The 22289-nt window shown below is 75.3% G+C and carries 17 protein-coding genes; 11 read left to right on the forward strand and 6 right to left on the reverse strand.

From position 1 onward, the window contains the following. Positions 1-11: 11 nt before the first annotated feature. Positions 12-1835 carry a hypothetical protein gene (locus ACFQ8Y_RS03465; protein WP_430584618.1) on the reverse strand — a complete coding sequence of 608 codons (1824 nt, stop codon included), beginning with the start codon at positions 1833-1835 and terminating at the stop codon, positions 12-14. A 9-nt stretch (positions 1836-1844) separates the two neighbouring features. Then, positions 1845-2516: a hypothetical protein gene (locus ACFQ8Y_RS03470; protein WP_430584619.1), complete on the reverse strand. Its 672-nt coding sequence runs from the start codon at positions 2514-2516 to the stop codon at positions 1845-1847. Positions 2517-2740: 224 nt separating this feature from the next. Here ACFQ8Y_RS03470 and ACFQ8Y_RS03475 point away from each other — a divergent pair, with 224 nt between their 5' ends. Both ACFQ8Y_RS03475 and ACFQ8Y_RS03480 read left to right on the forward strand, forming a co-directional pair. Further along, positions 2741-3733, forward strand: coding sequence for a GDP-mannose 4,6-dehydratase (locus ACFQ8Y_RS03475; protein WP_430548806.1), 993 nt, complete (start codon positions 2741-2743; stop codon positions 3731-3733). Continuing rightward, positions 3730-4686: a GDP-mannose 4,6-dehydratase gene (locus ACFQ8Y_RS03480; protein ID WP_430584620.1), complete on the forward strand. Its 957-nt coding sequence runs from the start codon at positions 3730-3732 to the stop codon at positions 4684-4686. The genes ACFQ8Y_RS03475 and ACFQ8Y_RS03480 overlap by 4 nt, the downstream gene beginning before the upstream one ends. A gap of 6 nt (positions 4687-4692) precedes the next feature. Here ACFQ8Y_RS03480 and ACFQ8Y_RS03485 read toward each other — a convergent pair whose 3' ends face one another. Then, positions 4693-4950, reverse strand: coding sequence for a PqqD family protein (locus ACFQ8Y_RS03485; RefSeq protein ID WP_429764490.1), 258 nt, complete (start codon positions 4948-4950; stop codon positions 4693-4695). A 211-nt stretch (positions 4951-5161) separates the two neighbouring features. Here ACFQ8Y_RS03485 and ACFQ8Y_RS03490 point away from each other — a divergent pair, with 211 nt between their 5' ends. The 4 genes from ACFQ8Y_RS03490 to ACFQ8Y_RS03505 all read left to right on the forward strand — a co-directional run bounded on the left by ACFQ8Y_RS03490 (position 5162) and on the right by ACFQ8Y_RS03505 (position 7953). Further along, positions 5162-5275 carry a lasso RiPP family leader peptide-containing protein gene (locus tag ACFQ8Y_RS03490; RefSeq protein ID WP_176168750.1) on the forward strand — a complete coding sequence of 38 codons (114 nt, stop codon included), beginning with the start codon at positions 5162-5164 and terminating at the stop codon, positions 5273-5275. A 107-nt stretch (positions 5276-5382) separates the two neighbouring features. Continuing rightward, the gene (locus tag ACFQ8Y_RS03495; RefSeq protein WP_430562399.1) at positions 5383-6537 is read left to right on the forward strand and encodes an asparagine synthase-related protein; all 1155 of its coding nucleotides are present in this window, start codon (positions 5383-5385) and stop codon (positions 6535-6537) included. Next, positions 6534-6974, forward strand: a complete 441-nt coding sequence (locus ACFQ8Y_RS03500; protein WP_430584621.1) for a lasso peptide biosynthesis B2 protein — start codon at positions 6534-6536, stop codon at positions 6972-6974. Before ACFQ8Y_RS03495 ends, ACFQ8Y_RS03500 begins: the two co-directional genes overlap by 4 nt. A gap of 1 nt (position 6975) precedes the next feature. After that, positions 6976-7953: a hypothetical protein gene (locus ACFQ8Y_RS03505; RefSeq protein ID WP_430584622.1), complete on the forward strand. Its 978-nt coding sequence runs from the start codon at positions 6976-6978 to the stop codon at positions 7951-7953. Here the strand turns inward: ACFQ8Y_RS03505 and ACFQ8Y_RS03510 are convergent. Next, complete coding sequence (locus ACFQ8Y_RS03510; protein WP_430584623.1) at positions 7884-9773, reverse strand: ABC transporter ATP-binding protein; 1890 nt, start codon at positions 9771-9773, stop codon at positions 7884-7886. The genes ACFQ8Y_RS03505 and ACFQ8Y_RS03510 overlap by 70 nt on opposite strands. A 138-nt stretch (positions 9774-9911) precedes the next feature. On the opposite strand from ACFQ8Y_RS03510, the gene ACFQ8Y_RS03515 reads away from it, so the two are divergent. Next, positions 9912-11087, forward strand: coding sequence for a nucleotidyltransferase family protein (locus tag ACFQ8Y_RS03515; protein WP_430584624.1), 1176 nt, complete (start codon positions 9912-9914; stop codon positions 11085-11087). Here the strand turns inward: ACFQ8Y_RS03515 and ACFQ8Y_RS03520 are convergent. Then, entirely contained in the window at positions 11054-11695 is a 642-nt protein-coding gene (locus tag ACFQ8Y_RS03520) for a phosphatase PAP2 family protein (RefSeq protein ID WP_430584625.1), read from the reverse strand. The two genes, ACFQ8Y_RS03515 and ACFQ8Y_RS03520, sit on opposite strands and share 34 nt — an antisense overlap. Before the next feature lie 22 nt (positions 11696-11717). Next, entirely contained in the window at positions 11718-12929 is a 1212-nt protein-coding gene (gene lhgO / locus ACFQ8Y_RS03525; protein WP_430584626.1) for an L-2-hydroxyglutarate oxidase, read from the reverse strand. A 203-nt stretch (positions 12930-13132) separates the two neighbouring features. Between lhgO and ACFQ8Y_RS03530 the strand changes: the two genes are divergently transcribed. From ACFQ8Y_RS03530 to mfd, 4 genes are all read left to right on the forward strand, one after another. Beyond that, complete coding sequence (locus tag ACFQ8Y_RS03530) at positions 13133-13777, forward strand: DUF4190 domain-containing protein (RefSeq protein ID WP_430584627.1); 645 nt, start codon at positions 13133-13135, stop codon at positions 13775-13777. A 144-nt stretch (positions 13778-13921) separates the two neighbouring features. Further along, positions 13922-16960, forward strand: a complete 3039-nt coding sequence (locus tag ACFQ8Y_RS03535) for an endo-1,4-beta-xylanase (RefSeq protein WP_430584628.1) — start codon at positions 13922-13924, stop codon at positions 16958-16960. A 218-nt stretch (positions 16961-17178) separates the two neighbouring features. Next, the gene (locus ACFQ8Y_RS03540; protein ID WP_430584629.1) at positions 17179-18360 is read left to right on the forward strand and encodes a DUF4190 domain-containing protein; all 1182 of its coding nucleotides are present in this window, start codon (positions 17179-17181) and stop codon (positions 18358-18360) included. A 313-nt stretch (positions 18361-18673) separates the two neighbouring features. Continuing rightward, a complete protein-coding gene (mfd, locus tag ACFQ8Y_RS03545) occupies positions 18674-22279 on the forward strand; it encodes a transcription-repair coupling factor (protein ID WP_430562390.1) in 3606 nt (1201 codons plus the stop codon). Positions 22280-22289 lie beyond the last annotated feature (10 nt).

The following is a 22289-nucleotide window of genomic DNA, read 5'->3' on the forward strand; positions in this document are numbered from 1 at the left end:
GACGGCGACGGTCAGGGCAGCGGCTGCGGGGCGCAGTCGGTCAGCGCGACGCTGAACGTGGTGGGCGTGTCCGGCGTCTCGATCATGGCGCCGTCCTCATCGCCCTCGAGCTCGATCGTGTAGACGTCGCCGGGGGACAGGTACGTGGGCCGCCACGTGTCCGTGCCGCGCTTCCACTCGATCACCAGCACGTCGCCCTCGAGGACCTGGATCCGGCAGCCGTCGGCCCACGACCCCATGTAGGGGTGGATGACTTCGCCGTCGAGGTCGCGCACGGTGCGGGAGTTCGAGCCCTCTCGCGCGTTGGTGGGGTACGCGGCCCACTCCGGCCAGGCGAGCGCGCCGCCCACCCACGGCGTCCAGCCGTCGTCCGCGCACGTCGCGTAGGCGTCGCAGTGCCAGAGCGCGAGCGTCGAGTCCATCACGACGGCGTCCGCGGGGACGGTGGGCGTGGGTGTGGGAGTCGGCGTGGGGGTCGGCTCGGGGTCCGGGGTCGAGCCGTCCCCGGGGGTGTGCACGTAGGTGAACGACGAGTCGTCGTTCTGCACCGACAGCACCTGGTCGGACGGCAGGCCGGTCACCGTGTGCTGCTCGCCGGCGGACAGGCGCGCGATGCTGCGGTGCGGTCCCGTGGGCGTGCCCGCGTACAGCGTCGCGGAGCCCGTGACGACGGCGACGGTGTCGCCGTTGGCCGCGGCGGCAGGCAGGTAGACGGCCTCCGACGTCGTGTACCCGTGGCGGGTCGTGATCGCGCCGGACGTCTCGGGCCAGACGATCGCGTGGCCCGACGTCGTCTCTCCCCACGGGCAGGGCTCGCCGGTGCAGCGCCACGTGACCGGCAGGGATGCCGCGTCCTGGCCGGGCGTGGGTGTCGGGGTCGGCGTCGGCGTGGGCGTCGGCGTGGGTGTCGGGGTGGGCGTCGGCTCCGGGGTGGTGGCGTCCCCGGGGACGTGGAGGTAGCGGAACGGACCGTCGTCGTTCTGGACGGACAGCACCTCGCCCGCCGGAAGGTCGGCGACCGTGAGCTCGTCGCCCGCCGAGAGCTGGCCGATGCTCCGGTGGGGTCCGGAGGGCGTGCCCGCGTAGAGCCGGGCCGACCCGGAGACGACCGTGATGGTGTCGCCGTTCGCCGCCTCGGCGGGCAGGTAGACGGGCTCGGACGTCACATAGCCGTGCCGTGCGGTGATCGCCCCGGAGCCCGCGGGCCACGCGACGGCGTGACCGGTCGTCGACGCACCCCAGGGGCACGGGTCACCGGTGCAGGTCCAGGTGACGGGACGTGACGCGGCGCCCTCGCTCGGCTGGGGGGTCGGCTCGGTGGACGGCTCGGGCGTGGGCGTGGGCGTGGGCGTCGGTTCGGGGTCGGGCGGGGCCTCGCCCCCGGGCGTGAACGCGTAGGCGAAGGTCGCGCCGTCGTTCTGGAGGGACACGACCTCGCCGTCGGCGAGGTCGCCGACCGTGAACGCGTCGCCGGCCGACAGCGCGGCGAGGTGGCGGTGCGGGCCGTCGAGCTGGCCGGCCCACACGCCCGCCGAACCCTCGACGACGGTGATCGTGGCGTCCTCGGCCGCGTCGTCGGGCAGGTAGATGGCGTCCGACGTCGTGTAGCCGTACCGCTCCGACAGCGCGCCCGAGCCCTCGGGCCACACGGCCGCGTTCCCGGTGGTCGTCTGCCCCCAGGGGCACGGCTCGCCGGTGCAGGTCCAGGTCACCGCCCGGGACTCCGTGCGCGCGGGCGCGTCTTCGTCCTCGGCCGCGGCCGGGGAGATCGAGCCGGCGGCGAGGACGAGGGCGGGGGCCAGGAGCCGTGCCGCGCGGCGGCGTCGCGTGGTCATACGGTGACGCTATGCCGCGTCCCGCGCCCGCAGGGCGGCGACCTGGGTGAACTTGCCGTCGGCCCGGGGTGAAAGCGCTCCGGGGAACGCGGCGGAGGCCGCCGAGGCGGCAGCCCCGACGAGCAGCAGCGACCCCAGGACGTCGACGGGGCGGTGGGCGAAGGCGACCACGTTGACCACGCAGGCGACCAGCACGGCGGCGACCGCCACCTCGCGCACGACGACGTGCCCGGCCCTGGCACGGCCGGGCCAGAGGACGACGAGCGCGATGGCGAGTGCCGCCGTCGCCGCGACGTGCGTGCTCGGGAACGTGTTGTACGGGTAACCGAGCGCCACCTCGTGCACGGGGCGCGGCAGGACGGCGCCGCGCAGCACGAGGGCGAGGACCGCCGCGGCGGCGAGCGCCAGGCAGGCTGCCAGGGCCCGCCATCGCCGGTCGCGGACCGCGCGGACGGCGAGCGCCGCGACGACGACGCCGAGCCCCAGCACCAGGACCTCACGGGCGACGGCCGCGACGGGGTGCAGCATCGCGCCCGCGCCGGTCAGGACGCTGAACGCCACCGCGTCGACCCACTGTCCCCACGGCGCGACGACGCCGGCGCCGTACAGCAGCACGAAGCCTGCGGCCAGCGCCGCGGCCCGCGCGGCGTGGTCGCGGCGTCCCCGCTCCCGGCGTGACATGCCATCGATGGTTCTCGCTCGCGTGCGGCCCGGTCGAGGGCACGGGCGGATGAAGTTCGAGCGGGCGGGCAGGCGCGCCGGGCGCACTTTCACCCCGGTACGGGCCCTGTTCACCCGGTGCAGACGGTCTCCACGCCCCTCCTGCTGATTAGCGTGGTGGCGTCCCAGAAGGGGAGTGCCGCCGGGGGACGGCGCTGACTCGGCGCACAGAAACGGTGAGCAAAATGCCTCGAGCACTGATTACCGGGATCACCGGCCAGGACGGTCTCTACCTCTCCGAGCTCTTGCTCTCGAAGGGCTACGAGGTCTGGGGTCTGATCCGCGGGCAGAACAACCCGAAGCTCGACCTCGTGCGGCGCACCGTGCCGGACGTGCGGCTCGTGACCGGCGACCTGACGGACCTGTCGTCGCTGCTGCGGGCGCTGGACGCGGCGCGGCCCGACGAGGTCTACAACCTCGGCGCGATCTCCTACGTCGCCTACTCGTGGGAGAACGCGACGCTCACCAGCGAGGTGACCGGTAAGGGCGTGCTCAACATGCTCGAGGCGGTGCGGCTGCACGCGGGCGACGACCCCGCCGCCGTGCGGTTCTACCAGGCGTCGAGCTCGGAGATGTTCGGCAAGGTGCAGGAGGTGCCGCAGCGCGAGTCGACCCTCCTGTGGCCCCGGTCGCCCTACGGCGTCGCGAAGGTGTTCGGGCACTACATGACGATCAACTACCGCGAGTCGTACGGGCTGCACGCCTCCAGCGGCATCCTGTTCAACCACGAGTCGCCGCGCCGCGGGCCCGAGTTCGTCACCCGCAAGGTGTCGCAGGCCGTGGCGCGGATCAAGCTCGGCCTGCAGGACTCGCTCACCCTGGGCAACCTCGACGCCCGCCGCGACTGGGGGTTCGCCGGCGACTACGTCGACGCGATGTGGCGGATGCTCCAGCAGCCGCAGGCGGACGACTACGTGGTCGCGACCGGCCGGACCCACTCCATCCGCGACCTGCTCGACGCGGCCTTCGGGTGCGTGGGCGTCGAGGACTGGTCGGGCTACGTCACGCAGGACCCGCGCTTCATGCGGCCGGCGGAGGTCGACCTCCTCATCGGGGACCCGTCCAAGGCCCGTGACGTGCTGGGCTGGGAGCCGCGCGTCGACTTCGAACGGCTGGTCGCGATGATGGTCGAGAACGACCTGGACGAGCAGGCGGAGCTGGCCGGGATGCGCCCGTGACGGTCGCCCTCGTCACCGGTGTCGCGGGCCAGGACGGGTCGTACCTCGCCGAGCGGCTCGCCGCCGAGGGGGCCGAGGTGCACGGGCTGGTCCGCGCCGGCGAGCGCACCGTCGGGCTGCCCGCCGGGGTCCGTCTCCACCAGGGCGACCTGCGCGACGCCGAGGGGCTCGCGGAGCTCGTGCGCCGCACGGGTCCGGACGAGATCTACAACCTGGGCGGGATCAGCTCGGTCGCGTACTCGTGGCGGCACCCCGTCGAGACGGGCGCCGTGTCGGGGCTCGGCGCGGTGGCCCTCTACGACGCGGCGTGGCGCCTCCAGGAGGACACGGGGCGGCCCGTCCGGGTGCTCCAGGCCTCGAGCGCGGAGATCTTCGGCACGCCCGACCGCGCGCCGCAGGACGAGGGCACGACGGTGCGGCCGTCGTCGCCCTACGGCGCCGCCAAGGCGTACGCCCACCAGATGGCCGCGGTGTTCCGGCTCCGAGGGCTCGGCGTCTCCACGTGCGTGCTCTACAACCACGAGTCGCCGCGCCGCCCGGAGACGTTCGTGACCCGCAAGATCACCGCCGCCGCGGCCCGGATCGCGCACCGCGGCTCCGGCACCCTGGCGCTCGGCAACCTCGACGCGCGTCGTGACTGGGGCTGGGCGCCGGACTACGTCGACGCGATGGTGCGGTCGGTCCGGCACCCGGTCGCGGACGACTTCGTCGTGGCGTCCGGGACCACCCGGTCGGTGGCCGACTTCGTGGCCGTCGCGTTCGCGGCGGCGGGCGTCGACGACTGGGAGCCGCACGTCACGGTCGACCCGAGGTTCGTCCGCCCGGCCGACCCGGCGGAGCAGGTGGGGGACGCCCGCAGGGCCCGCACGGTGCTCGGCTGGGGCGGCACGCTCGCGTTCGAGGAGATCGTCGGCCGCATGGTGCGGCACGACCTCGCCCTGCTCACGGCCTGACCGCGCTCACTCCTCGACGAGCAGGCCGCGGTCGCGGAGCGCGTCCACGAAGGCCTCGGCGTCGCGCCGCGCGACGTCGGCGGGGATGTCGTACTCGACGGCGAGCGCGTCCGCGAGGTCGCCGGTGGTGCGGTCCTCCTGCAGCAGCTTCGCCGTGAAGGCGCCGGAGCCGTTGGTCGTGAGGTACGTGGACGACGCGAGGTCGAGGATGACCAGCTCGCCGTCGATCTCCTGCCAGGTGACGCCGTCCTCGCGCAGCCTCATCGCCGTGCCTCTCGTCGCGGTTCTCCGGTCGTGCCGCCCCGAGGATAGGCCGATCCAGGGCCCGGGGTGGGGGCGGGACGGAGGTTTCACCCGGCGTCGGGTGAAAGGCGTCCGGGTGCGGGGTGACTTCGGCCCGAAGTCCTTGACCGGTCGTTGCTCGCGGCGCGACGTTGGGCGCGTCCTGCACGAACGAGGAGAGGGGAGTGCTCCGATGTACGAAGCACCGCGCATCACCGAGGTGGGCTCGGTCAAGGACGTCACGCTCGAGCAGCAGTTCGCCTTCGACTACGACGGCGACCTGTTCCACAAGGGCAAGGCGTCCTGAACCCACTCAGGGACAGGGTGCCGGTCGTTCCGACGTCGGAACGGCCGGCACCTCCGGTGTCCTCCGAGCCCTCCCCGCAGCGTCCCCCCGAGCAGCCTGGAACGACGATGACGTCCTTCTACCGCCCGACGGCCTTCGAGGTCGCCGCGTGCTGGCTGCCCGGGCTGGTGCCCGACCCCGTGCCGACGACGCCCCGCGAGGTCGGGAGGCCGCTGGAGGCGATCAAGTCGTCCGTGCGGCGCGCCTCCGGCGGGCGCCCGGTGGCCGTCACCTTCTCGGGCGGTCGGGACTCGTCCGCCGTGCTCGCCGTCGCGACTGCCGTCGCCCGCGAGGACGGGAACCCCGACCCGGTGCCCGTGACGTTCCGCTACCCCGGGGTCGCGGAGGCGGACGAGTCCGCGTGGCAGGAGTCGGTCGTGCGGCACCTCGGGCTCTCCACGTGGCGGCGGATCGACGTCGGAGGCGAGAACGACCTGCTGGGCGACGCGGCGCGGGAGAGCCTGGTGCGCCGGGGGCTGCTCTTCCCCGCCACCATGCACGTGAAGGACGCGATGCTGCGCGAGCTGCGAGGGCATGTGGTGCTGACGGGGGAGGGCGGCGACGAGGTGCTCGGCGACCGCCGCTCCCGGGCTCTGCTGAGGGTCGCGCGCGGCCGGGGGAGGGCGGGGACCCCCCGCCGGGCCGCCCTGGACTCGCTGCTGCCCGCGCGGCGGTGGCGCGAGCGCACCGCCGCGGCGCGCAGCACGGCGGCGCTCACCTGGCTCGGGCGCGAGACGACGGCTCGGCTCGCCGACGAGATCGCGCGCGACGCCGCGGCCGAGCCGCTGTCGTACGCACGCGGCCTGCGCTGGCTGCGCCGGAGGCGCGCGAGCCGGGTCTTCCTGGACACGTTCGGTCAGGTGGCCGCCGACCACGACGTCGTGCTCGCCCACCCGCTGCTGGACGACGACTTCCTCGGGGCGCTCGGCGCGGCTCACCCGTGGGGCTTCCCCGACCGCACCGCGGGCATGCGCGCCGTCTTCGGCACGCTGCTGCCGGACGCCGTGTGCGCCCGGTCCGACAAGGCGTCGTTCAACCGCGCGTACCTGGGCAGCGCGACGCGCGACTTCGCCCGCCGGTGGGGCGGGGACGGCGTCGACGCCGCGCTGGTCGACGTCGACGGGCTCCGCGCCGCGTGGCTGTCCGGCTTCCCGCCCGGTCCGACGAGCCTGCTGCTGCAGCAGGCGTGGCTGGCGTCCGTCGGGGCGGAGCCGGTCCGGTGACCCCGTCCGGGGTGTGGCGCCGGGTGAGCGCCGTCCCGCTGGCGCTCCGGCTCCTGGGCGCCCTGCTGCTGCTCGAGCGCCGGCTGCGGCGGTGGGACGTGGCGCGCGTCGCCCGGCGGTACGACCTCACCCTGCTGGCGTCCGCCGAGCCTGCGTCCGGCGACCTCGACCCCGGCGTGCTGGACGACGCGGAACGGCGGCGGCTCCGCGTCCTGCGGCGGGTGCTGCGGCTGCCCGGCGTGAACGGCACCTGCCTGCGCTCGGCGATCCTCGCCGGCCGGCTGCTGCGCCACCGTCGTCCCGCGCTCGTGCTGGGCGTCGCCAAGGCGGGTGGCGTCGTGCGGGCGCACGCCTGGCTGCGCATCGACGACAAGGACCTCGACCTGGACCGCGGCACGGGCTTCCGGCCGCTCGCGGTCCCCACCCAGGGAGCGTGACATGGACCGCCAGCTGCTGTACGGCCTGATCGTGGAGGCGCCCTTCGACCTGCACCAGGACCGGGCGGAGGAGGGCGCGGCCCGGGCCGACGTCGTGGTCGCCGCAGGCCCGGGCACCGACCAGCGCACCGCCCCCGACGGGCGGCCGGTCCTGCACCACGAGCTGGCCGGGGACCCCTGGTACACGGCCTGGGACCTGGGCGCCGACGGCTACCTGCTCCGGTTCCACGAGGCGTGCGACTTCGAGGTGTCGGCCGACCTGCGCCACGTCGTGCTGCGGGAGGCGGACGGCGTCGACCCCGGGCTGAGCCGGGTGCTCACCACCGGCGGGATGCTCGCGTTCCAGCTGTACCTGCGCGGCGAGGCGGTGCTGCACGCGAGCGCGGTGGAGGACGACGACGGCGTGGTGGCGTTCGTCGGTTACTCGGGCATGGGCAAGTCGACGATGGCGACCTTGCTGTGCGCGGAGGGGGCCGCCCTCGTCACCGACGACGTGCTGCGCCTGGACCGCGGCGACGACGGCTTCGCGGCCCGGCTGGGTGCCACGGAGGTGCGGCTGCGCAAGGGTGCCGACACGCTGGCCGAGCGGTTCGCCGCGCGGGTGCCCGGGCGCCGCGTGAGCGCCGACGCCCGCCACGTGCTGCAGCTCGGCGCCGGAGCGCGCGACCGCCGCCCGCTGCGCGCGATCGTCGTGCCGCAGCCCGACCGTGCCGGCGGGGAGCTCGTCGTGCGCCGACGGACCGGCACCGCGGCGCTCTTCGAGCTGTTGCACTACCCGCGGCTGCACGGCTGGCTGGACGAGCGCGTGCAGAGCGCCCACCTGCGCCACCTCGCCGACGTCGCCCGCACCGTCCCCGTGCTGGTGGCGGACGTCCCGTGGGGGCCGCCGTTCGCGCCGGGGCTGGGCGCTCAGGTCCTCCGGTCGGTGGGCGAGGCCTCGGCGCGCCCGTTGGTCGGGGCCGACGCGGCGTCCAGGTAGGACCGGGCCTGGACCGTGAACATCTCCGCGTAGGCGCCGTCGAGGGCCATCAGCTCGTCGTGCGAGCCCTGCTCGACCACCGCGCCGTCGTCGAGCACGACGATGCGGTCCGCCGAGCGCACGGTGGAGAAGCGGTGCGACACGAAGAGCGCGGTCCGCCCGTCGAGCGTGGCCCGCAGCGACGAGAACAGGTCGTGCTCCGCGAGCGGGTCCATCGCGGCGGTCGGCTCGTCGAGGATGACGAGCGCCGCGTCCCGGTAGAAGGCCCGGGCGATCGCGACCCGCTGCCACTGGCCGCCGGAGAGCTCCGTGCCGCCGGGGAACATGCGCGACAGCCGCGACTCGTAGCCGTCGGGCAGGCCGGCGAGCGCGGCGTCCACGCCGGCGACCCGGGCCGCACGCCGTACCCGCTCGTGGTCGACCGGGACGTCGGGTCGGCCGAGGGCGATGTTCCACGTGGCCGTGTACGCGTAGTGGACGAAGTCCTGGAAGATCACCGCCACCTGGGGGCGCACGGCCGCGCCCCGCATCCCGAACAGCGGCCGGTCGCCCCACAGGACGGTGCCCGACGTCGGCTCGTACAGGCCGCCGAGGAGCTTGGCGAGGGTGGTCTTGCCGGAGCCGTTGGCGCCCACCAGGGCCACGACCTCGCCGGGGCGCAGCGCGAGGTCCACGTCGCGCAGCGCCGGTCGCCGCGAGCCCGGGTAGGTGAAGGAGACACCACGGGCGAAGACGCCCGGGAAGGCGGCCGGCGGCTCCTCGCTCCCGGTGGCCGCGCGCGCCGCGGCCCGCCCGTCGGTGAGGAACGCGTGCACGTCGTCGAGGAACAGCCCCGACTCGAAGATCTGCTGGACGCCGCCGAAGATGCCCTGGATCTGCCCCTGGAGCATCCGGACCGCGACCACGGCGGCCCCCGCCTCGGAGAACGTCACCTCGCCGCGCGTGATGAGCCAGGCCAGCACCAGCAGCACGCCCGCGAGCACGACGGCCGCGGCGAGGTTGCCCGCGCCGTTCGTCAGCGCCCGGCGCCGCACGTGGCGGGCGAGGTCGGCCAGGTACGTGCCGTACAGCTCGCGGTAGCGCGCCTGCAGCCACGGGGCCGACTGGAAGGCGCGGATCTCCTTGGCCTCGTCCCGGCTGCTCTGCACGTAGTTGGTGTAGATGCGCTCGCGCTCGTTGGTCGTCTGCGCCACCTTGAACGCGAACTCCAGCCTGCCCTCGCGTCGGCCCGTGACCAGCAGGGGCAGGCCGCCGAGCGCGAGCAGCGGGAGCAGCACGGGGTGCAGCGCGACCAGCGCGGCGCCCACGCCGACCGTGGCGATCGACGACCCGAGGAGGTCGAACATCCCTTGGGTGACCTGGAAGGGCCTCGAGAGCGCGTTGACGCGGACCCGCTGCAGACGGTCGTAGAAGGCAGGCGACTCGAAGTGCTCGAGCGGGACGCTCGTCGCGACCTCCTGCACGTCCTCGGCCATCAGTCGCGCCACGTGCTCGCCGAGCACCCGGCGTGCCGAGGCCTGGAGCCCGCCGGCGACCGAGGCGAGACCGGTCAGGGCGGCCAGGGCGAGGACCGGTCCGGTGACCGCCGCGACGCCGCTCGTGCCGTCGGCGAGCGCGAGCAGCACGTCGAGGAGTGCGGAGACGACGAGCACCTGGCCTGCCAGCGCTCCCGCGACGAGGACCTGGAGGACCAGCATCGCGACGAACAGGGGCCGGCTCGCGCGCCAGGACACCTGCAAGGAGCCGCCGAGCAGGCGCAGCAGGCGGCGTCCCCTGCGCTCGTCGCTCTCCGGCGTCCCGCCCACCGCGCTGTCTGCCACCGACCGCTCCGTCCTCCGCCGGGGCCCGGCCCGGCCTCACACACGCTAGCCGCGCCGGGGCGGCAGGAGGACGGTCCGGGCGAGAATTCGCCCGCTGCCGACGCCCCACCGTCGCCGAGCGCTCCCTATCCTGCCGGGATGGGGGCACGACCGACGGTGCGCCGCCCGCTGGCGCAGATCCTGCTCGACTCCGTCGCGCCCTCCGATCGTCAGCCGCCACGCGCCACGCCCGTCCCCCTCGACGGCATACGGCTCGAGCTCCTGGCCGACGCCGCCCAGGACCACCGGATCCTGCCCGCGGTGGCGAAGCACGTCGCGGGCCGCCCGGACTGCCCCGAGCCGTGGCGTGCGCCGCTGCGGCGCGCTCGCGACGAGCAGGTGGTGCGCCATCTGGGGGCGCTCGCCGAGCTGGCCGTCCTGGGTGCGGCGCTCGACCGCGCCGGGGTGCCGTGGGTGGTGGCCAAGGGGCCGGCGGCGGCCGCGCTCTGGCCCTCGCCGGACATGCGGGAGTACTACGACCTCGACCTGTACGTGCCGCGGGCAGGCTTCCGGGCGGCGGTCGAGGCGCTGGACGCGGCAGGCTGCACGGGCGTCGACCGCAACTGGCCCCTCATGGCGCGCGAGCGGCGCGCTGAGTACGCGATGCGCGGGCCCCTCGGCGTGCACCTCGACCTGCACTGGGACTTCGCCGTGCCGCACGGGCTGCGTCGCAGCTTCCGCACCGACCCCGAGGCGATGATCGCCCGGCGCCGCACGGTGGCGCTGGGCGGCGGACGGGACGTCCCGACGTTCGACCCGGTCGACTCGGTCCTGGTGCTGGCGTTCCACGCGGCTCAGGCGGGTGCGGGGCGGCTCCTGTGGCTCGTCGACATCGCCGGCGCCGTCGCGGCGTGCGACGGCGCGCGGCAGGAGGTCGGCCCGCGTGCCCGGGCCATGCGGATCGATGCGCCGGTGGCGCTCGTCGTCGACCGCGCCGCGCGGGTGCTCGGTGGCCCGGGCGGTGGGTCGATGGGTGGCACGGGGCTGCGGGCACCGAGCGCGCTGCGGGGCGCCGCCGCCGCGCTCGACCGCCGCCGCGGCGTCCCCGACCTGCCCGGCGACCCGCACCGCGGCGGCCGGCTCTACACCGCCGCCCGGCCGGGGGCATGGAGGACGGCGACGGCCCTGGTGGGGCACGCCGTCGCGCAACGCCGGATCGAGCGTGCGCTCCGGCGGGGGCTGCCCGACGCCGGGGAGAAGGCGCTGCGCCTCGACGTCCCGGACGCGCGGGCCCGGGAGGACTACCTCCGGTTCGTCGACTCGGGGGACGACTGACCGTCTCGCGAGCCCGGCCGGCTCGCCAGCACCGCCCACGGCGCGACGACCCCGACCAGCAGCAGGGCTCCCACGACGTCGCTGGGCCGGTGCGCCTGGGTCGCGACGTTGGCCCACGCGGCCAGGAGCACGGAGGTCGCGAGCGTCGCCGTCACCCACCCGCCCGGGCGGCGACCGAGCAGGAGGACCACGGCGACGCACGAGGCCGCGAGCGTCGCCGTGTGGGCGCTCGGGAAGGTGTTGTGGAGGTAGCCGTGGGCACCCAGGAAGGGCCGGGGCAGGACGACGTCCCGCAGGACGGTCGCCAGGCCGAGGACGAGGAGCGGGAGACCGCCCACGACGAGGGCGCGCCCGCCCGCTCGCCGCCGCACCGCCACGACGAGGACCGCGACGAGGACGCCCGCCGCGACGACCGGCAGGAGCGCGCGCACCAGACGCGCTGCGCCGGCGAGGATCGGCTCGGGCGCGGTCAGGAGCGCGAGACCCGCGACGTCCGCGCGCTGTCCCGGCTCGGTCAGCACCGCCAGCGCGAAGAGGGCGGCGAGCAGGCCGGCCGACGTGGCGGACACGGCGAGCGCGACCGGGCCGCGGCGTCGCCGGTCGGTCACCCGGCCCGCCGTCCCGGGCGCGTCACCCGATGGCCGCCATGGTGCGGTCCAGCTCCGCCTCGACGTGCCGCGCGATCTCCAGCGACGCGGTGGCGGCGGGCGAGGGCGCGTTGATCACGTGCACCTGGCGGGGCGCGGTGCGCACGAGGAAGTCGTCCACCAGCCGCCCGTCGCGGTGCAGCGCCTGCGCGCGGACGCCGGCGGGGGCCGGGTGCAGGTCGTCGGCGGTGGTGCCGGGCAGCAGCCGTGCGACGGAGGCGGCGAACAGCGTGCGAGAGGCGGAGCGGGCCACCTCGGCCGCGCCGGGCACGAGGTTGCGCCCGGCCAGCCGCCACAGCCCGGGCCACGTGGCGGCGTCGACGACGTCGCGCCAGGCGACGTCGCGCCGCCGGTAGCCCTCGCGGGCGAGGGCGAGGACGGCGTTGGGCCCGGCGTGCACGTCGCCGTGCACGCCCCGCGTGAGGTGCACGCCCAGGAACGGGAACCGCGGGTCGGGCACGGGGTAGACCAGGCCGCGCACGCGGTCGGCGGCGCGCGGGGCGAGGTCGAAGTACTCGCCGCGGAACGGCACGATGCGGGCCCCGGGGTCGACGCCGCAGGCCTGCGCCAGCCGGTCGGCGTGCAGGCCGCCGCACACGACGAGGGCGTCGGCGACGAGCTCGAACCCGGCGTGCTCGCCGACCTCCTCGACGTCGACCCGCACCTGCGTGCCCACCGTGCGGGCGCCGCGCAGCGCGCGGCCGAGCAGGACGGCGCCGCCGGCCTCGGCGACCTGCCTTGCGAGGACGGCGCACACGGCGCGGTAGTCGACGACGCCCGTCGTCTCCACCCGCAGCGCCCCGACGCACGCGATCTCGGGCTCGTGCTCGCGCGCCTCGACGGGGTCCAGCTCGCGCACGGGCACCCCGTTGGCGGTGCCGCGCTCGGCGAGGGCGCGCAGCCGGTCGCGCTCGCCCGCGTCGGTCGCCACGACGAGCTTCCCGGTCACGGCGACGGGCACGTCGTGCTCGGCGGCGAACCGCGTCATGGACGCGGCCCCCGCGGTGCCGAGGCGCGCCTTGAGGCTGCCCGGCGCGTAGTACAGGCCGGAGTGGATGACGCCCGAGTTGCGGCCCGTCTGGTGGCACGAGAGCTCGTGCTCCTTCTCGAGGACGGTCACGTCGTCGCCGCGGCGGGCGAGCCGTGCGGCCGTCGCGAGCCCGATGATCCCGCCCCCGACGACGACGACCCGCATGCTGCCTCCTCCGGACGGTGGTGGCGGGCCTGGTCCCTGGCCGGGCCCGCCGCTCTCAGGATGGCAGTCCCGGTGCGCTGCGGGGAGGGGTCCCCAGGGTGAACGGTGAGGTGAACCCGCCTGCGCCCGCGTCCTCCGGCATAGTGGGAGGAGCGGGGGCGGCCGGCCCGGCCGTCGCACCTCGCCCACGAGGAGGAACGGCCATGAGTCACGACGACGGCACGCAGCCGGGCCCCGACGAGCCGCGGCCGGGCGAACCCGGTGCGGACGCGCGGCCCGACGGGGTGGGACCGCCCGCGCCCCCGGACCCGTACCGGCAGCCCGCGGAGCCCCCGCCGTCGGGAGCTACCCCGTCGCCGGGGGCCGCCCCGCCCCCCGACCCGAGCCAGCCCGGGGTGCAGCAGCCGCCGCCGGGGTATCCGCAGCAGCAGCCCCCGGGATATCCGCAGCAGCCGTACCAGCAGCAGCCCCCGGCCCAGCCGTACGCGCAGCCCTCCCCGCAGCAGCCGTACGCGCAGCCGTATGCCCAGCCGTACGCCCAGCCGTACGCCCAGCCGTACGCACCGTCGGCGGGGACGGACGGGTGGTCGATCGCGGCGCTGGTCACGGGCATCCTCGGCCTGGCGGTGGTGCCGATCGTGCTGGGCATCATCGGCCTGTCGCGGATCAACCGCACGGGTCAGCAGGGCAAGGGCCTGGCGATCGCCGGCATCGTGCTCGGCGCGGTCGGCGTCGTCGTGTGGGTCCTGGTGCTCGTCTTCGCGGTCGCGCTGGTCTCCCAGCTCGACCCGAGCGACTTCGAGTCGTTCGACGTGTCGATGGCGCTGCCCCTCCCGGCCGCGCGGTAGGAAGTTTCGTTCAGCCGTTGCCCTTAATGTCGTCGGCGCCCTACGGTGTGCCCGACGGCGCGCGGACGCGCCGTCGGCCCCGGGCGCCGGCCGAGCCGTCGCCAGGGCCCCACCGATCGCGAGGGAGCGACGATGAGGCAGCGGGTGAGACGGGCGGTCGCCGGTACGGCGGTCGCGGCGGTGATGGCGAGCGGTGCGGTGGTGACCGGCGTCGTGGGCGCGAGCATGGCGGCGGGGGACGACTCCGTCGTTCTCGAAAACGATTTCGACACGTCCTACGACCCGTGGGGCCCGCGGGGCGCGGTCACGCTCGAGATCTCGGACGACGCGCGGACGGGCGCCGGGGCGCTGTCCGTCACCGGGCGGACGGCCGAGTGGAACGGCCCGGCCACCGCCGTCGGCGGCCTGTTCGCCGCGGGCGGGGACTACGACGTCGTGGCCTGGGTGAAGCTCCCGGCGGGGACGGCGGGCAGCGCGGCGGTGCACTTCACGGTCCAGGAGACCTCGTCCGGCGGGGACGCCTACACCTGGGTGGGCGGCGCCGTCGACGCGACCGCCGACGGCTGGGTGCGCGTCGGCGGCACCTACACGATGCCGGCCGACCTCACCGCGGCCCAGCTCTACGTCGAGGCGGCGCCGGTCGGCGGCGCGCACGCGTCGTTCCTCGTGGACGACCTCGTCGTCACGGGCGGCGAGCGCACGTCCCCGCCCGTGCAGGACCTCACCGGCGTCAAGGAGACGGTGGACTTCCCCGTCGGGGTGGCGATCGACCAGCGCGAGACCACGGGCGACGCCTCCGAGCTGCTGCTGCGCCATTTCGACCAGATCACGGCCGAGAACCACATGAAGCCCGAGGCCTGGTACGCCGACGACCGCACGTTCCGCCCCGACCCGCAGGCGGTGGCGCTGATGGACTACGCCGCCGAGCACGACCTGCGCGTGTACGGGCACGTGCTCGTGTGGCACTCGCAGACGCCGGAGTGGTTCTTCCAGGCCGAGGACGGCACGCCGCTGACGACGTCCGACGCCGACCGGGCGGTGCTGCGCGAGCGGCTGCGCACCCACGTCTTCTCGGTGGCCGGCTGGCTCGCGGAGCGGTACGGGCAGTTCGGCGGCGACAACCCGCTCACGGCCTTCGACGTCGTCAACGAGGTGGTGAACGACGGCGCGACGAGCGACCCGGACGACGGCCTGCGACGCAGCGAGTGGTACCGGATCCTCGGCGAGGACTTCATCGACCTCGCGTTCGGGTACGCCGACGAGGCGTTCAACCACACCTACGCGGCCGAGGGCGCCGACCGGCCGGTGGCGCTGTTCATCAACGACTACAACACCGAGCAGTCGGGCAAGCAGGACCGCTACCTCGCGCTCGTCGAGCGGCTCCTCGCCCGGGGCGTGCCGGTGGACGGCGTGGGCCACCAGTTCCACGTCTCGCTGTCGATGCCGGTGGGCCAGCTCGAGGCGGCCGTCGAGCGGTTCGCCGACCTGCCCGTCACGCAGGCGGTCACCGAGCTCGACGTCACGACCGGCACCCCCGAGACCCAGGCGAACCTCGTCGAGCAGGGGTACTGGTACCGCGACGCCTTCCGCATGTTCCGCGAGCACGCGCAGGACCTGTACTCCGTCACCGTCTGGGGGCTCACGGACGACCGGTCGTGGCGCGCGGACAGCGGCGCCCCGCTGCTCTTCGACCGCGACCGGCAGGCCAAGCCGGCCTACGTCGGCGCCGTCGACGGCGACGTCCCGCCGCGCCTCAAGGCGGCCCGCGTCTTCGCCGGCGACGTGCCGCTCGACGCCGACGCCGCGTCGTCGGCCGTGTGGGACCGCCTCCCGCGGCACACCGTCACGGCGGACGGCAGCGGCGAGGTCGTGGCCGACTTCCAGCTCCGCTGGGCGCCCGACCACCTCACCGCGCAGGTGCGGGTGACGGACGGGACGGTGGGCACCGGAGGCGACGACGCCGTGACCTTCGACGTCGACGGCGCGACGACCACGGTCGGGCGGGACGGCACGGTGACCGGGCCGGACGGCGCGGCGGCCGTGGTCGAGGCGGTCGACGGCGGATACGTCGTCGTCGCGCACCTGCCTCTGGCGGGCGCCGCCCAGGGCGACACCGCGGGCCTCGACGTCCAGGTCGCCGACGGTGCGACGACGTCGGGCTGGAACACCCCGGGCTCGCTCGGCACCCTCACCCTCCTGGAGGAGCTGAGCTACCTCGAGGTGGCCGAGGCGGCGACGCCGCCGCAGGTCGACGGCACGGTGGACGAGGCGTGGGCCGACGCGTCCGCGGTGACCACCGACCGGCAGATCGAGGGCGAGGGCGGCGCCACGGCGACCGTGCGCACGCTCTGGTCCGGGGACACCCTGTACGTGCTCGCGGAGGTCGCCGACCCGACCGTGGACGTCAGCGGTTCCGACCCGTGGGTGCAGGACTCGGTCGAGATCTTCCTCGACGCCGGCAACGCCAAGAACGGCTCCTACCGGGACGTCGACACGCAGATCCGCATCAGCGCCGAGAACGTCACGTCGTTCGGCACCGGCGACGAGGCCGCGCAGGCCGCCCGCCTGACGTCGGCCACCGCGACGGTGGACGGCGGCTACGTCGTCGAGGCGGCGGTCGACCTGCTCGGCACCGGGGGCGCGGGCACCTTCCACGGGCTCGACTTCCAGGTCAACGACGGCACGGCCGGCGCGCGCACCGCGGTGCGCGACTGGGCCGACCCCACGGGCACGGGCTACCAGTCCACCGCCCGGTGGGGCGTCGGGAAGCTCGTGGCGGCGGTGCAGCCCGAGCCCGAGGGGCTGGTGAACGTCGTGGCCCCGGCCGTCGTCCCCGACGACCGGAAGGGCACCGCGCCCGGCGCCGTCCTCGTGGCCGACCCGGGGGAGTGGACCGCCCCCGGCGGCGAGCGGGTGCGGTACACGTACCGGTGGCTGCGCGACGGCGAGCCCGTGCGCCGGCCCCTCGGCGCCCTGACCGACCTCGCGCGTCTGCTCGACCTCACCGGTCAGGTGCTGCGCGGGACGGCCGAGCCGGAGGTGCTCCTCTCCGTCGCGGGCTCCACCTACCGCGTCGGCGGGGCGGACGTCGGGCACGAGGTGAGCGTCGAGGTGACGGCGCACGCCCGCGGGCTGGACGACGTCACGGCGGTCTCGGCGCCGGTCACCGCCGCGCGGAGGTAGTCCTGCGCGCCGGCCGGCGGCCCCGCCCGCGCAGGTGGGGCCGCCGGCTGCCGGTCGTGTGGGGGTCCGGCGAAGACGCCGGTCGGGACGCCCGCACGGCCGCCGCGGGTGGGTAGCATCGCGGACCGGACGCAGGGCCGGACCGTCCACGACGCCGAGGCCGACCGTGACGTCGACCATGACGTCGACCATGCCGCCGACCACGACCCAGGAGGACCATGAACCACCCGCGCGGGTACGACCCCCACGACGCACCGCCCACCCAGGCGATCCCGCCGCGCGAGGACGGCACCGGCGTGCTGCCCCCGACCCAGGCGATCGGGTCGCGAGGCGGCGAGGGCACGACGGTGCTGCCGGCCGCGCAGCCGACGGACGGGTACGACGAAGGCACGACCGTGCTGCCGTCCGCGCACGAGTTCGGCGGGTACGTCGACGGGACGGCGGTGCTGCCGCAGACCCAGGGGTGGGGCGGGTACGACGACGGCACGCAGGTGATGCCGCCGTCGCAGGCGCACGGCGGGTACGACGACGGCACGCAGGTGATGCCGCCGTCGCAGGCGCACGGCGGGTACGACGACGGCACGCAGGTGCTGCCGCCGACGCAGGCGCACGGCGGGTACGACGACGGCACGGCGGTGCTGCCGAACGCCGCGCCGCCGCGGCGCACGTCCTCGCGTCCGGTCGGGTCGCTGTCGGCGCCGAGCGCGACGCCCGCCCCGCACGCGCCGCCGGCCCGCCCGGCGCCGCAGCAGCCCGCCGCCCCGGTTCCGCAGCCGGCGCCGCAGCAGGCTCCGCAGCGCGCGGACGCCCCGACGCCGTGGGGCGCGGCTCCCGCGCCCGCGCACGGGGGACCCGCGGGCCCGGGCCGTGCCGCCCCCGAACCCGCGCGGCGCGGCACGGAACCGACGGCGGTGGCGGCACTGGTCACCGGCATCCTCGGTTTCGTCGTGCCGCTGGTGGGCGTGCTCGCGATCATCCTGGGCGGCATCGGCCTGGACCGGACCCGTCGCCGCCGCTCGGGCGGGCGGGGCATGGCCAAGACCGGCATCGCGTTCGGCTCGATCCAGGTCGTGTTCACGGCGCTCGTGGTCATCGCCGGGCTGTGGCTCTGGAACACCTACGGCGACGACATCCAGCAGGCCCTGGACGAGGCGGAGCAGCTCACGCAGACGGACCTGTCCGTCCCCGACCTGCTGCTCGGCGGGCTCACCGGCGACCTCTCCTTCGGCGACCTGCAGGACCTCGCCGGCACCCTCGGCGACGCGGACCAGCTCCAGGAGCTCGGCGGCCAGTGCCAGGCGGGCGACCCCGTCTCCTGCGAGGACCTCCTGGACCGCCTGCCCGACGGCATCCTCGACCAGCTCCCCGAGGACCTCACCAGCCGCATCCCGGGGAGCTGACTCCGGACACAGTGCCGAGACCGCGTGGTGGTCCCGCATCTGCCGAGGTAGTACCGGTCTCCGCGAGGTAGTACGGCTCTCCGCGAGGTAGTACGAGATCCCGCGAGGTAGTACTACCTCGGCAGGGTCCGTGCTGCCTCGCGGGGCGACGTCGGAGGGTCGGCGTAGTCTGGTGCGGCACGCCCGGCACCCCGCCGGTCGCACCGTTCCGAGGCCCAGTGACCCCAGAACCCCGTGCGTCCCGGGGAGAGCTGGGCCTGTCGTCGTGCCCGCACACGACTGCCGCGCCGCAGACCCCGCCCGAAGGACCCGCATGAACCTCACCGGCATCGTCCCCGCCCTCCTCGCCGACCCCGGCGCCGCTGCCGCGCTCGAGCACGTCCGGGCGCGCGGCTTCGCGGACGTCGTCGGGCCGGTCGGCGTGCGCGCCCCGCTGCTGGCGGCGGCGGCCGAGCGGCGGCCGCTCGTCGTCGTCACCGCGACGGGCCGCGAGGCCGACGAGCTCGCCGCCTCCGTGCGTGCCTACCTGCCTGACGACCGCGCCGACGACGTCGCGGTGCTGCCGTCGTGGGAGACGCTGCCGCACGAGCGGCTGTCGCCCCGCGCGGACACGGTCGCCAAGCGGCTCGCGGTGTTCCGCCGGCTCGCGCACCCGGACCCGGAGCCCGGCCAGACCGGCCCGGTCCGCCTGCTCGTCATGCCCGCCCGCGCGCTGCTGCAGCCGGTGGTCGAGGGGCTGGGCGAGCTGGTGCCGGTCGAGCTGCACACCGGCTCGACGGCGGACCTCACGGACGTCGCCGACCGCCTGGTGGGCGGCGCCTACACGCGCGTGGACATGGTGGAGCGCCGCGGCGAGTTCGCGGTGCGCGGCGGCATCCTCGACGTCTTCCCGCCCACCGAGGACCACCCCCTGCGCATCGAGTTCTGGGGCGACGAGGTGACGGAGATCCGCTGGTTCGCCGTCGCCGACCAGCGCTCCCTCGAGATCGCCGAGCACGGCCTGTGGGCCCCGCCGTGCCGCGAGATCCTGCTCACCGACACGGTGCGCGAGCGCGCGGCGGGCCTCGTGGAGCGCCTGCCCGGCGCGATCGAGATGCTCGACAAGCTCGCGGCGGGCGTCGCCGTCGAGGGCATGGAGTCGCTCGCGCCGGTGCTCGTGGACCGCATGGTGCCGGTGCTGGAGCTGGTGCCCGACGACGCGCTGCTCGTCATCGACGAGCCCGAACGGGTCCGCCGCCGCGCGCACGACCTCGTCGCCACCACCGAGGAGTTCCTCGCCGCCGCCTGGACGGGCGCCGTCGCGGGTGGGGCCGCGCCGATCGACCTGTCCGCCGCGTCGTTCGAGACGTTCACGGAGGTGCGCGACGTCGCCGCCCGCCGTGGCCTGGGCTGGTGGACGCTGTCGTCGTTCGCGCTCGACGCGGGGGGTGACGAGGGCACCGAGCCCGAGGCCGAGGTGGACGGCGTCACGACCTTCACCGTCGGCGCGCGCGACGTCGAGTCCTATCGCGGCGACCTCCAGCGGGCGCTGGACGACGTGCAGACGCTGCAGCGCGCGGGCTGGCGGCTGCTGCTCACCACGGAGGGCCACGGGCCCGCCAAGCGCATGGTCGAGCAGCTGGCCGCGCAGGACACGGCGGCGCGCATGGTCGCCGAGCTGGGGGAGGAGCCCGAGGGCGGCGTCGTCCTCGTCGCGCCGGCGCTGGTGGGCAAGGGCTTCGTCGCGACCGACCTGAAGCTCGCGGTGTTCAGCGAGTCGGACCTCACGGGGCGGCAGGGCTCCACCACCCGCGACATGCGCAAGATGCCGAGCCGGCGGCGCAACGTCGTCGACCCGCTGCAGCTGCGCGGCGGCGACTACGTGGTGCACGAGCAGCACGGCGTGGGGCGGTTCGTCGAGATGGTGCAGCGCACGCTCGGCGCGGGCGCCAACGCGGCGACCCGCGAGTACCTCGTCATCGAGTACGCGTCGTCCAAGCGCGGGCAGCCGGGCGACCGGTTGTTCGTGCCGATGGACCAGCTCGACCAGGTCACCAAGTACACGGGCGGCGAGGCGCCGTCGCTGTCCAAGATGGGCGGCGCGGACTGGAAGAACACCAAGGCGCGCGCCCGCAAGCACGTCAAGGAGATCGCGGGCGAGCTGATCCGCCTGTACTCGGCGCGCATGGCCACGCAGGGGCACGCCTTCGGCCCGGACACCCCGTGGCAGCGGGAGCTGGAGGACGCGTTCGCGTACGTCGAGACGCCCGACCAGCTCGTGACGATCGACGAGGTCAAGGCCGACATGGAGAAGGCCGTGCCGATGGACCGCCTGGTCTGCGGCGACGTCGGTTACGGCAAGACGGAGATCGCGATCCGCGCCGCGTTCAAGGCGGTGCAGGACGGCAAGCAGGTGGCCGTGCTGGTGCCGACGACGCTGCTGGTGCAGCAGCACTTCGACACGTTCTCCGAGCGGTACGCCGGGTTCCCCGTGACGGTGCGGGCGCTGTCCCGCTTCCAGTCCGACAAGGAGTCGGCCGAGACGGTGGAGGGGCTCGGCAAGGGCACCGTCGACATCGTCATCGGCACGCACCGCCTGCTCACGGGGTCGGTGCGGTTCAAGGACCTCGGCCTCGTGATCGTGGACGAGGAGCAGCGGTTCGGCGTGGAGCACAAGGAGACGCTCAAGCAGCTGCGCACCAACGTCGACGTGCTGGCGATGTCCGCGACGCCGATCCCGCGCACGCTCGAGATGGCGGTCACCGGCATCCGCGAGATGTCGACCCTCGCCACCCCGCCGGAGGAGCGCCACCCCGTGCTCACCTACGTGGGCGCGTACGAGGAGAAGCAGATCGGGGCGGCGGTCCGGCGCGAGCTGCTGCGCGAGGGCCAGGTCTTCTACGTGCACAACAAGGTGGAGACCATCCAGAAGACGGCGTCGCGGCTGGCGGAGCTCGTGCCCGAGGCCCGCATCGGCGTCGCGCACGGCAAGATGAGCGAGCACCAGCTCGACCAGGTGATCCGCGCCTTCTGGGAGAAGGAGCTGGACGTGCTGGTCTGCACGACGATCATCGAGACCGGCCTGGACATCTCCAACGCCAACACGCTGATCCTGGAGCGCGCGGACGTGCTGGGCCTGTCCCAGCTGCACCAGCTGCGTGGGCGCGTGGGCCGTGGCCGCGAGCGCGCGTACGCGTACTTCCTGTACCCGCCGGAGCGGCCGCTCACCGACACCGCGCACGACCGGCTGTCCACGATGGCCGCGCACACGGACCTCGGCGCCGGCATGCAGATCGCCATGAAGGACCTGGAGATCCGGGGCGCGGGCAACCTGCTCGGCGGCGAGCAGTCGGGCCACATCGCGGGGGTCGGCTTCGACCTGTACGTGCGCATGGTCGGCGAGGCCGTGGCCGCGTTCCGCGGCGAGCGCGAGGAGGAGCAGCCCGAGGTCACCATCGAGCTGCCCGTGGACGCCCACCTGCCCGAGTCGTACATCGCGACCGAGCGGCTGCGCCTCGAGGCGTACAAGAAGATCGCCGCGGCACAGGACGCGACCGCGCTCGCGGAGGTGCGGGCCGAGCTGGTGGACCGCTACGGCAAGCTCCCCGAGGTCGCCTCCGCCCTGTTCGACGTCGCCGACTTCCGCAACCACGCCCGCCGTGCGGGCCTCGCGGACGTCACGGCGCAGGGCAAGTTCGTCCGGTTCGCGCCGGTGGACCTCGCCGAGTCGGCGCAGCTGCGCCTCAAGCGGCTGTACCCGGGCACGATCCTCAAGCCCGCGATCCGCGCCTTCCTCGTGCCCTTCCCGACGACGGCGCGCATCGGCGGCCGCCCCCTGCGCGGCGCCGAGGTGCTCGCGTGGGCGCGGCAGCTCATCGACGCGGTCGTCCTGGGCGAGGTGTCCGCCGCGGCGAGCGTCGGCACCGGGTCGCCGAGGTAGTCCCCGGCAC

Origin of the sequence: Isoptericola sp. NPDC056605 (assembly GCF_042792795.1) — a bacterium.
GTDB lineage: Bacteria > Actinomycetota > Actinomycetes > Actinomycetales > Cellulomonadaceae > Isoptericola.

Bases quoted from the DNA above. Each gene is read 5' to 3' on its own strand.
- ACFQ8Y_RS03465 (WP_430584618.1), bottom strand. From the start codon at position 1,835: ATGACCACGCGACGCCGCCGCGCGGCACGGCTCCTGGCCCCCGCCCTC.
- ACFQ8Y_RS03470 (WP_430584619.1), bottom strand. From the start codon at position 2,516: ATGTCACGCCGGGAGCGGGGACGCCGCGACCACGCCGCGCGGGCCGCG.
- ACFQ8Y_RS03475 (WP_430548806.1), top strand. From the start codon at position 2,741: ATGCCTCGAGCACTGATTACCGGGATCACCGGCCAGGACGGTCTCTAC.
- ACFQ8Y_RS03485 (WP_429764490.1), bottom strand. From the start codon at position 4,950: ATGAGGCTGCGCGAGGACGGCGTCACCTGGCAGGAGATCGACGGCGAG.
- ACFQ8Y_RS03490 (WP_176168750.1), top strand. From the start codon at position 5,162: ATGTACGAAGCACCGCGCATCACCGAGGTGGGCTCGGTCAAGGACGTC.
- ACFQ8Y_RS03495 (WP_430562399.1), top strand. From the start codon at position 5,383: ATGACGTCCTTCTACCGCCCGACGGCCTTCGAGGTCGCCGCGTGCTGG.
- ACFQ8Y_RS03505 (WP_430584622.1), top strand. From the start codon at position 6,976: ATGGACCGCCAGCTGCTGTACGGCCTGATCGTGGAGGCGCCCTTCGAC.
- ACFQ8Y_RS03515 (WP_430584624.1), top strand. From the start codon at position 9,912: ATGGGGGCACGACCGACGGTGCGCCGCCCGCTGGCGCAGATCCTGCTC.
- lhgO (WP_430584626.1), bottom strand. From the start codon at position 12,929: ATGCGGGTCGTCGTCGTCGGGGGCGGGATCATCGGGCTCGCGACGGCC.
- ACFQ8Y_RS03530 (WP_430584627.1), top strand. From the start codon at position 13,133: ATGAGTCACGACGACGGCACGCAGCCGGGCCCCGACGAGCCGCGGCCG.
- ACFQ8Y_RS03540 (WP_430584629.1), top strand. From the start codon at position 17,179: ATGAACCACCCGCGCGGGTACGACCCCCACGACGCACCGCCCACCCAG.
- mfd (WP_430562390.1), top strand. From the start codon at position 18,674: ATGAACCTCACCGGCATCGTCCCCGCCCTCCTCGCCGACCCCGGCGCC.